We start from the raw sequence: 14,322 nt of genomic DNA, 5'->3' as shown, positions 1-14,322 counted from the left end.
TGGCAGAAGTACGAAATAGCGAACATCAGTAAGGAAAGCGGAACGGTCAAGTCAGCGACGGCGGGCGAGCACACGCAGGCGCACGTAGTCGGCCAGCGGCTGGCCAGATGCGTCACGCGGCAGCTCGGCCAGCAGTGCGGTGGCCGCCTCGCGCACGGTGGCGCGGGCCTCGGCCGGCAGGTCGTCCAGCAGCGGTGCGGCGAATACCCGCAGCCAGCCGGCCACGCCGGTCGGCAGTGCGGTCGGGCGCGGCGTGCACTCGATCAGTTGCACCTGGAAGCCATGCTGGCGCAGGCGATCGGCGTAGGCGTCGGCCGTCGGGAAGTACCACCGGAAGGTGCTGGCGCCATGCCCGTGGGCCACGCGCGCGGCCTGCACGGCCGCGATGATCGTGGCCACGTTGCCGTGGCCGCCGAACTCCGCGACGAAGCGGCCACCGGGGCGCAGGGCGCGGCGCACGCCTTCCAGCACGCGGTCCGGAGTCGTCATCCAATGCAGTGCCGCATTGCTGAACACCGCATCGAACTCGCTGTCGAACGACAGTGCGTGGCCGTCCATCAGCTGGGCGTCGACGCCGCGCGCACGGGCGGCGATCACCAGTTCCGGCGAGGCATCCACGCCGTGGATGCGCGCACCGCTCAGGGCCAGTTCGGTGCTGAGTACGCCATCGCCACAGCCCAGGTCGAGGATGCGCTCACCGGCGCGCGGGTCGAGCAGGCGCGATACCGCACCGCCGAGCAGCGGCACGAAGCCGGCATCGATCGCATAGTCCTGGGCGTTCCACTGCTGGCCAGCGGCGCTGGCCGGGGTGGGGGTGTCGAAGGCGCTCATGGTGGGATCCTCAGGCGGTGGCGGAAGCGGGAACGTCGGCGCTGCTGTGGACGGCGGCCTGACGCTGGCGCAGCAGGCGGTTGGCCACATCCAGCCAGGCCAGCGCGGAGGCTTCGATGATGTCCTTGCTGGTGCCGGTGCCGTCGTACTCCACGCCGTCATGGCGCACACTCAGGTTGGCTTCACCGCGCGCATCGGCGCCGATGCCGACGCTGTGCACGTGGTAGCTGTCCAGCATCAGCTGCACGCCGGTAGCGGCCGACAGCGCGCCGAACAGCGCATCGACCGGGCCGTCGCCCTGCGCGGTCTCGGCCACGCGGTTGCCATCCGGGTCGGACAGTTCGACCAGCGCGTTGGCGCGGCTGCCGACGTCGCTGATGGTCATCGAGGCCAGGCGGTAGCCCTGCGCGTTGGAGCCGCCCTGCATCAACGTCTGCAGGTCGGCATCGGTGACCACGCGCTGCTGTTCGCACAGGCCCTTGAACTGCTCGAACACCAGCTTCAGTTCGTCTTCGTCCAGCCAGAAGCCCAACGCACGCAGGCGCGCTTCGACGGCGGCGCGGCCACTGTGGCGGCCCAGCACCATCTGCGAATCTTCCCAGCCCACGTCTTCCGGACGCATGATTTCGTAGGTGCCGCGGTGGCGCAGCATGCCGTGCTGGTGGATGCCCGATTCATGGGCGAACGCGTTGGCACCGACGATGGCCTTGTTGCGCTGTACCGGCATGCCGACCAGACGCTGCAGCAGCTGCGAAGTGCCGACGATGCGCGGGGTGTTGATCGAACTGTCCTGTTCGTAGAAGGCCTGGCGGACCTTCAGCACCATCGCGATCTCTTCCAGCGAACAGTTGCCGGCGCGCTCGCCGATGCCGTTGATGGTGCACTCGACCTGGCGTGCACCGCCTTCGATGGCGGCCAGCGAGTTGGCCACCGCCAGGCCCAGGTCGTTGTGGCAGTGCGCGCTGAAGATCACGTTGGCCGCGTTCGGCACGTCGGCGACGCCGGCGATGACCTGCTGGAACATCGCGCGGATTTCTTCCGGCGTGGTGAAGCCGACGGTGTCGGGCAGGTTGATGGTGGTGGCGCCGGCGGCAATGGCCACGCGCGAAACCTCGATCAGGTAGTCCAGCTCGGTGCGGGTGGCATCCTCGGCCGAGAACTCGACGTCGTCGATGTAGGAACGGGCCAACGAGACGTGCTTGCGTACCGACTCCAGCACCTGCTCGCGGGTCATCCGCAGCTTGTGCTCGCGGTGCAGCGGGCTGGTCGACAGGAACACGTGCAGGCGCGGGTTGGCTGCCGCTTCCAGTGCACGTGCGGAGGTCTCGATATCGGCCTGCAGGCAGCGCGACAGCACCGCCAGGCTCAGGCTCGGGCGGCGCAGCTCGCGGCCGATCATCGCCATCGCCTCGCGGTCGGATTGCGAGCTGGCCGGGAAGCCGGTCTCGATGATGTCCACGCCCAGTTCGTCCAGCGCACGCGCCATCACCAGCTTCTGCGGCGGGCTCATGCTGCAGCCGGGGGACTGCTCGCCGTCACGCAGGGTGGTGTCGAAGATGCGGATGCGCGGGGTGGTAATTCGTTCGATGGTGGTCACAGGGAAATCTCCTCGACAGCGGGTGCGACGGCTTGCAGGGGGGAAGGGGAAGAGGCGGGGGAGGCGAGGGCGCTGGCCTTGGTCGGCGAGCGCGGGGTTTCGCTGCGCCGTCGCCGCGGTTTGCGTGGCGGGCGCGGACGGATGTCGGTGAGCAGGCCGGCCAGGACACCGGCATCGATGTTGCCGCCGGACACCACCGCACACTTGCGGCGGCCGGCGACGCGGCGGCCGGCCGCCAGCGCCAACGCGCCCGCGCCCTCGGCGATGATGTGTTCCTCCAGCGCCAGCCGGACCAGCGTTTCGCGCAGTTCGGCCTCGCGCACGATCACCACATCGTCCAGCAGCGAGGTGCACAGGCGGCGGGTCAGGAAGCCGGGAATCTTCACCCGCACGCCGTCGGCCAGAGAGGCAACCGGGGCGATCTCGCGCACGTCGCCGCGGATCGCACGTGCCATCGAATCGACGCCTTCCACCTGCGCGCCAATCACGCGAACGCCCTGCGATTTCAGCGCCAGTGCAACGCCGGAGGCCAGTCCACCGCCGCCGATCGGCACGATCACCACGTCCGGCGCGTGTGCGGCCAGCTCGATGCCGACCGTGCCCTGGCCCGCGATCACATCGGCGTCGTCGAACGCGGACAGGAAGCGGTAGCCGTGTCTCTGTGCCAGTTCGACCGCGAAGGCGTAGGCCTCGTCGTAGCTGGTGCCGTGCTGGCGAACGGTCGCGCCCCAGTGGGCGACGCCGGCGATCTTGGTGGCCGGTGCACCATGTGGCATCACGGTGATGGCCGGCACGTCCAGGCGGTAGGCCGCCCACGCCACGCCCTGGGCATGGTTGCCGGCCGAGGCGCAGATCACCGGCCGGGTATCGCCGCGCTCGCGGCCGGCCAGCAGCGCGTTCAACGCGCCGCGGACCTTGTAGGACCCGGTGCGCTGCAGGTTCTCCAGCTTCAGCCAGGTGCCGAAGCGCTCGGCATGGTGCAGCGGGGTAGGCGGCAGGAAGCGCCGCAGCCGGGCCTGCGCCGCCAGTACGTCGGCGACGCTTACGTCGCCGACATCGCTTTCCTGGCTGGCATCAGCGGCCGGCATGGGCCACCAGCGCGGTGCGGGCGACCGCCGCATGCGGGCACGGGCGGCGAAGAAGACGCCTCCGTACCGGCACCGTGGTCACTACGGTACGGGTGTTCATACGGATGCTCCTTCCACGGCAGTGACCTGCACGGACACGCAGTCGTAGATCTTCTCGATCTGCCGGCACAGCGTTTCCGCCGGGCGCTGGCCATCCACCACCAGCTGCAGGTGCCAGCGGCCATCGTCGTCGGCCACCGGCGCACCGCTGATCGCGCGCGGTGCGAAGCCGCGGCGTTCGGCCATGCCGATCACGCGCAGCAGCGCGCCTTCGGCCGGGTGCAGCACCAGGTCAAGCCGGTATTGCATTGGGGGTCTCCTGGCGGGCATGGGCGGGGTTGCTTTCCAGCATCGTGCTGTTGGCGGTGTTCGGCGGCACCAGTGGCCACACGTTGGCACGTGCATCGATGGCCACGTGCAGCAGGGCCGGGCCCGGTTCGGCCAGCAGCGCGGCCAGGCCGCCTTCCACGTCGTCGCGGTTGTCGATGCGGGTGGCGGCGATGCCGAACACCTGTGCCAGCGCCACGAAGTCCGGGTTGTCGGACAGGTCGATCTCGCTGTAACGCTCGGCGAAGAACAGTTCCTGCCACTGCCGCACCATGCCCAGCGAACTGTTGTCCAGCAGCACGATCTTCACCGGCAGGCGGCAACGCGCGATGGTCGCCAGCTCCTGCACGTTCATCATGAAGCTGCCGTCGCCGGACACCAGCACCACGGTGCGCTCCGGGCATGCGAACTGCGCACCCATCGCCGCCGGCAGGCCGAAGCCCATGGTGCCCAGCGCGCCACTGGTCAGGTGGTTGCGCGGGTGGTTGAAGCGGCAGTGCTGCGCCACCCACATCTGGTGCTGGCCGACATCGCAGGCGATCACCGCATCGGCCGGGGCCAGCTCGCTCAGGCGCTTCAGCAGCGCCGGGGCGTAGATGTGCTGGCCCGGTGCGTCGTAGCGTGCCGAGAAGCGGTCGCGGTGCTGCGCGCAACGCCTGCGCCACGCGTCCTGATGGGCCTTGGGGGAGGGGAAGGCCGCACGCAGGGCACGGATGGCATGGCCGACGTTGCCAGGCACGGCGACATCGGCGCTGCGCAGCTTGGAGATCTCGTAGGCGTCGGCATCGATATGGACGACGCGGGCGAACGGTGCGAACTCGGCCAGCTTGCCGGTGGCGCGGTCGTCGAAGCGTGCACCCAGCACCAGCAGCAGGTCGCTTTCCTGCACCGCCATGTTGGCCGCGCGGGTACCGTGCATGCCCAGCATGCCCAGTGACTGCGGATGGCTGGCCGGCAGCGCGCCCAGGCCACGCAGGGTCATCACGGTGGGGATGGCGCTGGCTTCGACGAAGTCGCGCAGGTCCTGCACCGCATCGCCCAGCGCGATGCCGCCACCGGCGTAGACCACCGGCTTCTCGGCGGCTGCCAGTGCGGCGATGGCTTCGGCGATGGCCGCTTCGGCCGGCGCAGGTGGCGGCTCGACGCTGCTCGGCACGTGCGCCGGCAGGTGGCTGGCATCGGCCAGCTGCACGTCCTTGGGCAGGTCGATCAGCACCGGGCCGGGCCGGCCCTCGCGGGCGACGCGGAAGGCATCGGCGACCACGCGCGGCAGGTCGTCGACGCTGCGCACCAGCCAGCTGTGCTTGACGATCGGCATGGTCAGGCCGAACACATCCAGTTCCTGGAAAGCGTCAGTACCCAGCAGCGGCGTGGCGACCTGGCCGGTGATGCAGACCATCGGCACCGAATCCAGCATCGCATCGGCAATGCCGGTGACCAGGTTGGAGGCGCCCGGGCCGGAGGTGGCCACGCAGACGCCGACCTGGCCGCTGGCGCGGGCGAATCCATTCGCCGCCAGTGCGGCACCCTGCTCGTGGCGCACCAGGATGTGCTTCAGCGACGAATCCACCAGCGCGTCGTAGAACGGCATGATGGTGCCGCCGGGATAGCCGAACAGCGTGCGGATGCCTTCGGCTTCCAGCGCCTGGGTCAGCCAGCGCGCGCCGTTGGGCGGCGCGCTGCGGTGTGTGGAAGAGTTCATGGGGGAACCTTGCAAAGCGGGTGGGGGAGGGCCGCGCGGTTACGCGGCCTGTCCTTGCAACCAGACCATCTTGGCGCGCAGTTCCTTGCCCACCTTCTCGATCGGGTGCTCCAGGTCGGCCTGCTTGAACCGGTTGTAGTTCGGCAGGCCCGCTTCGTACTCGGCCACCCAGTTCTTGGTGAAGGTGCCGTCCTGGATGTCCTTCAGCACTTCCTTCATGCGCGCCTTGGTGCCGGCGTCGATCACCCGCGGGCCGCTGACGTAGTCCCCGTACTGCGCGGTCTCGGAGATGAATTCCAGCATGCGCGAGATACCGCCTTCATAGAACAGGTCGACGATAAGCTTCAGTTCGTGCAGCACTTCGTAGTAGGCGATCTCCGGCTGGTAGCCCGCTTCGACCAGGGTCTCGAAACCGGCCTGCACCAGTGCCGAGGCACCGCCGCACAGCACCGCCTGCTCGCCGAACAGGTCGGTCTCGGTCTCTTCCTTGAAGGTGGTCTGGATCAGGTTGGCGCGTGCACCGCCGAGGCCGGCCGCATAGGCCAGTGCGTACTCGGCCGCCTTGCCGCTCTTGTCCTGGTAGACCGCCCAGATGCAGGGCACGCCACGGCCGATCTCGTACTCGCGGCGCACCAGCGCGCCCGGGCCCTTGGGCGCAACCAGCACCACGTCCAGGTCGTCGCGCGGCCTGATCATGTCGAAGTGCACGTTCAGGCCGTGCGCGAACAGCAGCACCGCACCCTGCTTCATGTTCGGCGCCAGCACGTCGTCGTAGAGCTTCTTCTGCACCATGTCCGGGGTCAGCACGGCGACCAGGTCCGCATCCTTCACCGCGTCGGCCGGTGCTTTCACGGTGAAGCCGTCGGCCTGTGCCTTGACTTCGGTCGGGCCGCCCGGACGCAGGCCTACCACCACGTCGAAGCCGGATTCGCGCAGGTTCAGTGCGTGGGCGCGGCCCTGGCTGCCGTAGCCGATGACGGCGATCTTGGTCTGGGGCAGGTCGTTGGTGCTCATGGGGGAGGTTCCTTGCGGTGGGAAGAAAAAAAGAACGGCCGGTCGTCGAGGTGACGTACCGGCCGGTCAGGGGAAAGCGGTGGAGGAGGCACCATGCGCCGCGCAGGCACAGCCACCACGAGGCGTGGCGGCGGTGTGGGTCCGGGTTTTGCGTTGGGCGTTGTGCATGGTGGTTGCGTCTGAAACCAGGTTCTGAAATGAAAAAACCCGCACCGGGGCGGGTGCGGGTTTTTGAAGAGTTCCGGTGTATTCGTTGCTTACACGCTGGCTCGTCCCGCACCTGTTGGTTGGGTAATAAGTACGAGCACAAGAATCGAACGCAGCGAGGCGGCGCCGATGTCGGCGGCTTCGTTGTGGGTTCGCGGTGGCGTGTTGTGATGCAACATGTGATCGAGAGAAACACAGCCGTTTTGGCGATGTCAACCCTCGCGACGGAATTCTTGTTGGTTTCCGTTGCATCCGGCGAAATCGCCTGTGGCACAAGGATGGTTGCCGCTGAAAGTGTTTCGGTGAACCGGAATTCACTCCTTTCAGGGCGGTTTTTGCGCGGAATCCGGCGGATCCTCGCCTTGCTGGGTGCGGACCTTGCACACCCGCCCCAGGACCAACGTCCATGACCTCTGCCCGATACCCCAGGATGGCCGCAGCGGCGAAGATCGGGGGACCACCCTTCCATCGGAACCCGACCGTGTCCCGACGCCTTGCCCGTTCCCTGCTGGCCGCCGCTGTACTGGCCGCTGTGCCCGCACTGTCTTCGGCCGCCGACCGCATCACCGGCCACACCTTTGCCACCCGTTCGGAGGTGATCGCCCCGCATGCGATGGCCGCTACCTCGCAGCCGCTGGCCACCCAGATTGCACTGGACGTGATGAAAGGGGGAGGCTCGGCGGTGGACGCGGCGATCGCCGCCAACGCCGCGCTTGGCCTGATGGAGCCGACCGGCAACGGCATCGGTGGCGACCTGTTCGCCATCGTCTGGGACCCGAAGACGCAGAAGCTCTACGGCTACAACGGTTCGGGGCGCTCGCCGAAGTCGCTGACCCTGGCCGAGTTCCAGCGACGTGGCCTGAAGGACATCCCGGCTACCGGCCCGCTGCCGGTCTCCGTGCCCGGCGCGGTCGACGGCTGGTTCGCGCTGCACGACCGCTTCGGCCGCAAGCCAATGGCCGACAACCTGGCGCCGGCCATCCGCTACGCGCGCGAGGGCCATCCCGTCGCCGAGGTGATCGCCTACTACTGGGACCGCTCGGTGCCCAAGCTGTCGCAGTACCCGGGCTTCAAGGAGCAGTTCACGATCAACGGCCACGCCCCGCGCAAGGGCGAGATGTGGAAGAACCCGAACCTGGCCAGCACCCTGCAGCAGATTGCCGACGGCGGACGCGATGCCTTCTACAAGGGCGCCATTGCCCACACCATCGGCGATTACTTCAAGGCCAATGGTGGCTACCTGAGCTACCAGGACATGGCCGACCACCATGGTGAGTGGGTCGAACCGGTCAGCAGCAACTACCGTGGCTACGACGTGTGGGAGCTGCCGCCGAACAGCCAGGGCATCGCCGCGCTGCAGATCCTCAACGTGCTGGAAGGCTACGATTTCTCGAAGATCCCGTTCGGTTCACCCGAGCACGTGCACCTGTTCGTCGAAGCGAAGAAGCTGGCCTTCGCCGACCGTGCGCGCTTCTATGCCGACATGGCCTTCCAGCCGGCGCCGGTGCAGAAGCTGATCTCCAAGGAATACGCCGCGCAGCGCCGCGCACTGATCTCGATGGACAAGGCGCTGAAGGAAGTGCAGCCGGGCACGCCGAAGCAGCTGGAAGAAGGCGACACGATCTACATGACCGTGGCCGACGCCGACGGCATGATGGTGTCGTTGATCCAGTCCAACTACCGCGGCATGGGCAGCGGCATGGCGCCGCCGGGGCTGGGCTTCATCCTGCAGGATCGTGGCGAGATGTTCGTGCTGCAGAAGAACCATCCCAACGGCTATGCACCGGGCAAGCGGCCGTTCCAGACGATCATTCCGGCGTTCATCACCAAGGGCGGCAAGCCGTACGCCAGCTTCGGCGTGATGGGCGGCGCGATGCAGCCGCAGGGCCACGCGCAGATTGTGATGAACCTGGTGGATTTCGGCATGAACCTGCAGGAAGCCGGTGATGCACCGCGCATCCAGCATGAAGGCTCGACTGAACCGACGGGTCAGGCCACGGCGATGACCGATGGCGGCGAAGTGAATCTGGAAACCGGCTTCCCCTACGAGACGGTGCGTGCGCTGATGCGCAAGGGGCATCGCATCGTGTTCGCCGATGGGCCTTATGGCGGGTACCAGGCGATCATGCGCGACCCCGAGAGCGGGGTTTATTACGGAGCTTCGGAGAGTCGCAAGGATGGGCAGGCGGCGGGGTATTGAGGTTTCCCGGCCACCGGGCGCAGCCCCCTCTGCGGTGATGGTTCAGCGATGCTTGGCTTGGCCGGGCGGGTGGATTGTCTGGGGGACGCCGTGAATACGTCCCTGTAGGCTCGGTCGCCGCATCCATGCGGCTCACGCCCCCAGCCAACCCACCCGCCCGGCCACGGACAGTTTCCGTGTCCGTCACCGCAGGAAGGGAAAAAGAAGAGCAAGAGCAAAGGCAACGGCAACAGCCGCGGGCTTTGGGTTGGGGTCGGATCCGTTTTCCGCAGGAAAACGGATCCGACCCCTTCTTGTTTTCCGATACACATCTTCCACGCAAAGCGTGGAAAACCAACCGTCACCGAAAATCTGTCGGGCGTGGGGCGGTGTGGGTGGGCAGGACCGTTGGCGCCATGGATGGCGCCATCGAGCCCCCATGGATGGGTTCACGGCGTGTCCTGCCCACCCACACCGCCTCGCCCAGCCAGCAGTAACCCAGAGCCGCTTTGGCTTCTGCACTTGCACTTGCACTTGCTTGAAAAAAGCGGTGCAGCCGCAGGCTGCAAAACACCCTCAATCCTGATCGTGCGCGCGCGCGGCCTCGGCCTGCGTCTCCTCCTGTGCCGCCATCTCGCGTGCGATCCACGCATCGATCATGTGCCGCTGGCGCTGCGCCTGCCGCCGCTCCCGCGTGTACTCCTGGTCGAGCACGCGGTACAGCGACACCATCACCAGCACCATCAGCAGCGCGAATGGCAACGCCGCAATCGTGATCATGCCCTGCAGTGCATCCAGGCCACCGGCCAGCAGCAAGGCCGCTGCGATCAACGCCACCGCAATGCCCCAGGCCAGCTTGCGCTTCAACGGAGGATCGCCTGCTTCGTCAGTGGACATGCTGGCCAGCACCAGTACCGCCGAGTCGGCCGAGGTCACGAAGAAGATCATCAGCAGTACCAGTGCGATGCACGACAGCAGCAGCGGCAGCGGCATGCTGTCGAACAGCGTGAACAGCACGGTCTCGTAGCCATTGCCCAGCGCCTGCACCAGGTCGGCATGGCCGAAGATCTGTGCCCACAGCGCGGTGCCGCCGAATACCGCGAACCAGAAGAAGCCCAGCAGCGTCGGCGCGAGCACTACGCCGATCACGAACTCGCGCACGCTGCGGCCGCGCGAGATGCGTGCGATGAACGACCCCACGAACGGTGCCCACGAGATCCACCAGGCCCAGTAGAAGATTGTCCAGTCCGCCACCCAGGTGCTGCCGGAGAACGGTGACATGCGCAGGCTCATCGTCACCAGCTGGTTGAGGTAGGAGCCCAGCGTGGTGGTGAAGGTATCGAAGATGAAGCCGGTCGGCCCCAGCACCAGCAGGATGGCGGCCAGCAGGGCAGCCAACGCCAGGTTGAAATTGGACAGCCACTTCACACCTCGCTCCACGCCACTGGCGGTGGACGCCATATACAGCACGAAGGCGACGGCAATGATGGTCATCTGCACTGCGACGGTAGCCTGCACGCCGAACACGCGCTCGATGCCGGCGGCGATCTGGATGGTGCCGAAGCCCAGCGTAGTCGCGACACCGATCGCGGTGGCGACCACTGCAGCGATGTTGACCGCCCTACCGATCCAGCCGCGATGGTGGCGGCCGATGATCGGCTGCAGCATGTCGCTGACCAGGCCGCGGCCGTTGCGGTTGAACTGGAACCAGGCCATTGCCAGCCCGATCAGCGCATAGATGGCCCACGGGTGCAGGCCCCAGTGGAAGAATGCATAGCGCATCGAGGCGCGTGCCGCATCCAGGCTCTGCGGAGCAAGCCCTTCCGGTGGCTTGCTGAAGTGCGAAATGGGCTCGGCGGCGCCCCAGAACACCAGGCCGATGCCCATGCCGGCGGCGAACAGCATCGACATCCAGCTGGCTCGCGAGAACTCGGGCTCGGCGTCTTCGCCACCGATGCGCAGGTTGCCGAAGCGACCGAAAGCCAGGTACATCAGGAACACCAGGGCCAGGAATACCACCAGCAGGTACAGCCAGCCGACGCTGCGGATGACTTCTGCCAGCATCGACTGCACCACGGCATTGAAGGGGCCTGGTGCAATACCGGCAAGCAGCACCAGCAGCAGAACCAGTGCGATGGAAACGCGAAACACCATGAAGGAGCTTCTCCGATCAAGGGATTGAGGGGAGCGAGCAGAGCTTGCAGCGAAGGACCGGCGGCATGCAGCGCGAACCGGGCAGGGGCCGCGTCGGCGGCGAAGGAGGCATCGGTCGCTGGAGGGCGACGGACGTGCACGTTACTGAACGCGACGTCATGGTTCTGTTAACGAACAGCGATCCGGATCAGATCCGCTTTCCACAGGAAAGCGGAACTGACCGCGGGGGCGGGCGGTCTATGCTCTAATGCGCACCAAGAAGCGGGGGTACCGGGCCATGTGGCCACGGTTGAGACAGTCCCTTGGAACCTGATCCGGCTCATACCGGCGTAGGGAAGCTTTGCAATGCAGCCGTGCCCGGACTCCGCCCAAGGACCGTCCGTGCGCGGGTGCCGTGCGCCGCCGCTTCGTCCCTGACCTTCCTGGACGATGCCCGATGAACGCACAGCTCTCCGCCCTGCAGCAACAGGCCCAGCAACTCTCCGAATCCGTGACCCGGCCCATTCCCGGCTCGCGCAAGATCCACGTACCCGGTTCGCGTCCGGATCTGCAGGTGCCGATGCGCGAGATCGCGTTGACCCGCACGCCGACGCTGTTCGGCGGCGAGGAGAATGCACCGGTCACGGTCTACGATACGTCGGGCCCGTACACCGATCCGGACGCGCGTATCGATCTGTCCGCGGGCCTGCCGGCGCTGCGTCGTGGCTGGGTGGAGGAGCGCGGCGATACCGAACAGCTCGACGGCCTGAGTTCGTCGTTCGGCCGCGACCGCGAGCACGATCCGAAGCTCGATGCTGTGCGCTTCCCCACACGCAGCCTGCCGCGACGTGCACGTGCAGGCGCGAACGTCACCCAGATGCACTATGCGCGCCGCGGCATCATCACGCCGGAAATGGAATTCGTCGCCATCCGCGAAAACCAGCGGCTGGACGCGATCCGCGATGCCGGCCTGCTGCAGCAGCACCCGGGCGAGGCGTTCGGCGCCTCGATCCAGAAGATCATCACGCCGGAGTTCGTGCGCGATGAAATCGCGCGCGGCCGCGCGGTGCTGCCCAACAACATCAACCACCCGGAAAGCGAGCCGATGATCATCGGCCGCAACTTCCTGACCAAGATCAACGCCAACATCGGCAACAGCGCGGTGTCCTCGGGCATTGCCGAAGAGGTGGAGAAACTGGTGTGGGCGATCCGCTGGGGTGGTGACACCGTGATGGACCTGTCCACCGGCAAGCACATCCACGAAACCCGCGAGTGGATCATCCGCAACTCGCCGGTGGCGATCGGTACCGTGCCGATCTACCAGGCGCTGGAGAAGGTCGACGGCCGCGCCGAAGCGCTCACCTGGGAGATCTTCCGCGACACGCTGATCGAGCAGGCCGAGCAGGGCGTGGACTACTTCACCATCCACGCCGGCGTGCTGCTGCGCTACGTGCCGCTCACCGCCAAGCGCGTGACCGGGATCGTCAGCCGTGGTGGTTCGATCATGGCCAAGTGGTGCCTGGCGCACCACAGGGAGAATTTCCTCTACACGCACTTCGAAGATATCTGCGAGATCATGAAGGCCTATGACGTGACCTTCTCGCTGGGTGACGGCCTGCGCCCGGGCTGCATCGCCGATGCCAACGACGCGGCGCAGTTCGGTGAGCTGGAGACGCTGGGTGAGCTCACCAAGATCGCCTGGAAGCATGATGTGCAGACCATGATCGAAGGCCCCGGCCACGTGCCGATGCAGCTTATCAAGGAGAACATGGACAAGCAGCTGCGCGAATGCGGCGAAGCGCCGTTCTACACGCTGGGGCCGCTGACCACCGACATCGCGCCGGGCTACGACCACATCACCAGCGCGATCGGTGCGGCGATGATCGGTTGGTTCGGCACGGCGATGCTCTGCTACGTGACGCCGAAGGAACACCTCGGCCTGCCCAATCGCCAGGACGTGCGTGACGGCATCATGGCCTACCGCATCGCCGCGCATGCGGCCGACCTGGCCAAGGGCCATCCGGGCGCGCAGGTACGCGACAACGCACTGAGCAAGGCGCGCTTCGAGTTCCGCTGGGAAGACCAGTTCCACCTTGGCCTGGATCCGGAGAAGGCCAGGGAGTTCCATGACGAAACGCTGCCGAAGGATGCGCACAAGCTGTCGCACTTCTGCTCGATGTGCGGCCCGCACTTCTGTTCGATGAAGATCACCCAGGATGTGCGTGACTACGCCGAGGCCGGCATGAAGGAGAAGTCGGAGGAGTTCCGCGCCGCGGGTGCCGAGGTCTACCACCAGGGGTGATGCGCAGACGGTGGTGCCGGCCCGCGGCCGGCACTACCGCTCATCACGCCGCTCCCGGCTATCCTCCGCCCATCATCCCGGGGAAAGGACACCATGCCTGTTGCCATGACCACCCGTTGGCTGGCCATTGCCCGCCGGCATCCTTCGGCCTGGTTGCTGGGCGCGCAGCTGCTGGCGGTGCTGCTGTATCCCGCGCTGGATGACACCGCCGCCGGCCGCGCGGCACTGGGCATGTTCGGCATGGCGGTACTCGGCCTGGCGCTGTGGGTGGTCCAGCGCAGCCCGCTGGGCACCTGGCTGGCGCTGTTGCTGGCCATTCCCTCGGTGGTGTTCTCGTTGGCAGGCGCATTGCTCGAGCGCACCGCATTGCTGACCACCGCGCAGGTGCTGGAGAGCCTGCTGTACTTCTACACGGCTGGCGCCCTGATTGCCTACATGCTCCAGGATCACAAGGTCACCCGCGACGAACTGTTCGCAGCTGGCGCAACCTTCACCCTGTTGGCGTGGGCGTTCGCCTTCGCGTTCGCGGTGTGCCAGCAGTGGTATCCGGGCAGTTTCCAGGGCACCGGCGGGCAGGCGCAGCGCAGTTGGATGGAGCTGCTTTATCTCAGCTTCAGCTTGCTGTCTGGAGTCGGCTTGAGTGACGTCGTGCCGCTTCATCCACAGGCACGAGCACTGGTCATGCTGGAGCAGTTTTCCGGCGTGATGTACGTGGCTTTGGTGGTTTCGCGGCTGGTCGGATTGACCATGCTGCGGCGCATGTGAAAATGAACGCCAGATAAAAATTTCGCGCCCAAGAGGGCGCGAATGATGTCGCGAATTATGTGAATGCGTCGGCGAGAGAGAGCCTGATGTCGACCACGCGATAGGCGAGGTAACTTGCATAGGCTAGTATTCGCGCGC

10 protein-coding genes and 1 riboswitch are annotated in these 14,322 nt (G+C 66.7%); of the genes, 3 read left to right on the top strand and 7 right to left on the bottom strand.

From position 1 onward, the window contains the following. Positions 1 to 51: 51 nt before the first annotated feature. The 6 genes from QP609_RS17260 to ilvC all read right to left on the bottom strand — a co-directional run bounded on the left by QP609_RS17260 (position 52) and on the right by ilvC (position 6,598). The gene (locus QP609_RS17260; RefSeq protein ID WP_014648338.1) at positions 52 to 831 is read right to left on the bottom strand and encodes a class I SAM-dependent methyltransferase; all 780 of its coding nucleotides are present in this window, start codon (positions 829 to 831) and stop codon (positions 52 to 54) included. Positions 832 to 841: 10 nt separating this feature from the next. Further along, the gene (locus tag QP609_RS17255) at positions 842 to 2,428 is read right to left on the bottom strand and encodes a 2-isopropylmalate synthase (protein ID WP_197621387.1); all 1,587 of its coding nucleotides are present in this window, start codon (positions 2,426 to 2,428) and stop codon (positions 842 to 844) included. Further along, entirely contained in the window at positions 2,425 to 3,516 is a 1,092-nt protein-coding gene (locus tag QP609_RS17250) for a threonine dehydratase (RefSeq protein ID WP_049420878.1), read from the bottom strand. Before QP609_RS17250 ends, QP609_RS17255 begins: the two co-directional genes overlap by 4 nt. Before the next feature lie 96 nt (positions 3,517 to 3,612). Then, positions 3,613 to 3,864 (bottom strand): ACT domain-containing protein, encoded by a 252-nt coding sequence (locus QP609_RS17245; protein WP_014648335.1) that lies wholly within the window; start codon positions 3,862 to 3,864, stop codon positions 3,613 to 3,615. Continuing rightward, positions 3,848 to 5,584 (bottom strand): acetolactate synthase 2 catalytic subunit, encoded by a 1,737-nt coding sequence (gene ilvG / locus QP609_RS17240; RefSeq protein WP_014648334.1) that lies wholly within the window; start codon positions 5,582 to 5,584, stop codon positions 3,848 to 3,850. The genes QP609_RS17245 and ilvG overlap by 17 nt, the downstream gene beginning before the upstream one ends. Before the next feature lie 39 nt (positions 5,585 to 5,623). Beyond that, positions 5,624 to 6,598, bottom strand: coding sequence for a ketol-acid reductoisomerase (gene ilvC / locus QP609_RS17235; RefSeq protein ID WP_014648333.1), 975 nt, complete (start codon positions 6,596 to 6,598; stop codon positions 5,624 to 5,626). A 688-nt stretch (positions 6,599 to 7,286) separates the two neighbouring features. Between ilvC and ggt the strand changes: the two genes are divergently transcribed. Continuing rightward, entirely contained in the window at positions 7,287 to 9,005 is a 1,719-nt protein-coding gene (ggt, locus tag QP609_RS17230) for a gamma-glutamyltransferase (protein ID WP_046432417.1), read from the top strand. A gap of 555 nt (positions 9,006 to 9,560) precedes the next feature. Here ggt and QP609_RS17225 read toward each other — a convergent pair. Next, the gene (locus tag QP609_RS17225; protein ID WP_075076028.1) at positions 9,561 to 11,138 is read right to left on the bottom strand and encodes a BCCT family transporter; all 1,578 of its coding nucleotides are present in this window, start codon (positions 11,136 to 11,138) and stop codon (positions 9,561 to 9,563) included. Between the two features lie 253 nt (positions 11,139 to 11,391). After that, positions 11,392 to 11,492: riboswitch (TPP riboswitch) on the top strand. Between the two features lie 82 nt (positions 11,493 to 11,574). Here QP609_RS17225 and thiC point away from each other — a divergent pair. Both thiC and QP609_RS17215 read left to right on the top strand, forming a co-directional pair. Beyond that, a complete protein-coding gene (gene thiC / locus QP609_RS17220) occupies positions 11,575 to 13,419 on the top strand; it encodes a phosphomethylpyrimidine synthase ThiC (protein ID WP_032955989.1) in 1,845 nt (614 codons plus the stop codon). 93 nt (positions 13,420 to 13,512) lie between these two features. Continuing rightward, on the top strand, positions 13,513 to 14,184 hold the full coding sequence (locus QP609_RS17215) for an ion channel (RefSeq protein ID WP_014648329.1): 672 nt from the start codon (positions 13,513 to 13,515) through the stop codon (positions 14,182 to 14,184). Positions 14,185 to 14,322: the final 138 nt, after the last annotated feature.

It is taken from the genome of Stenotrophomonas sp. 8(2023) (assembly GCF_030345295.1).
Classification (GTDB): Bacteria; Pseudomonadota; Gammaproteobacteria; order Xanthomonadales; family Xanthomonadaceae; genus Stenotrophomonas; species Stenotrophomonas muris.
This window is presented reverse-complemented; position numbering and strand designations above follow the sequence as displayed.

Coding starts and splice junctions, on each gene's coding strand:
- QP609_RS17260 (WP_014648338.1), bottom strand. CDS start 831: ATGAGCGCCTTCGACACCCCCACCCCGGCCAGCGCCGCTGGCCAGCAG.
- QP609_RS17250 (WP_049420878.1), bottom strand. CDS start 3,516: ATGCCGGCCGCTGATGCCAGCCAGGAAAGCGATGTCGGCGACGTAAGC.
- QP609_RS17245 (WP_014648335.1), bottom strand. CDS start 3,864: ATGCAATACCGGCTTGACCTGGTGCTGCACCCGGCCGAAGGCGCGCTG.
- ilvG (WP_014648334.1), bottom strand. CDS start 5,584: ATGAACTCTTCCACACACCGCAGCGCGCCGCCCAACGGCGCGCGCTGG.
- ilvC (WP_014648333.1), bottom strand. CDS start 6,598: ATGAGCACCAACGACCTGCCCCAGACCAAGATCGCCGTCATCGGCTAC.
- QP609_RS17225 (WP_075076028.1), bottom strand. CDS start 11,138: ATGGTGTTTCGCGTTTCCATCGCACTGGTTCTGCTGCTGGTGCTGCTT.
- thiC (WP_032955989.1), top strand. CDS start 11,575: ATGAACGCACAGCTCTCCGCCCTGCAGCAACAGGCCCAGCAACTCTCC.
- QP609_RS17215 (WP_014648329.1), top strand. CDS start 13,513: ATGCCTGTTGCCATGACCACCCGTTGGCTGGCCATTGCCCGCCGGCAT.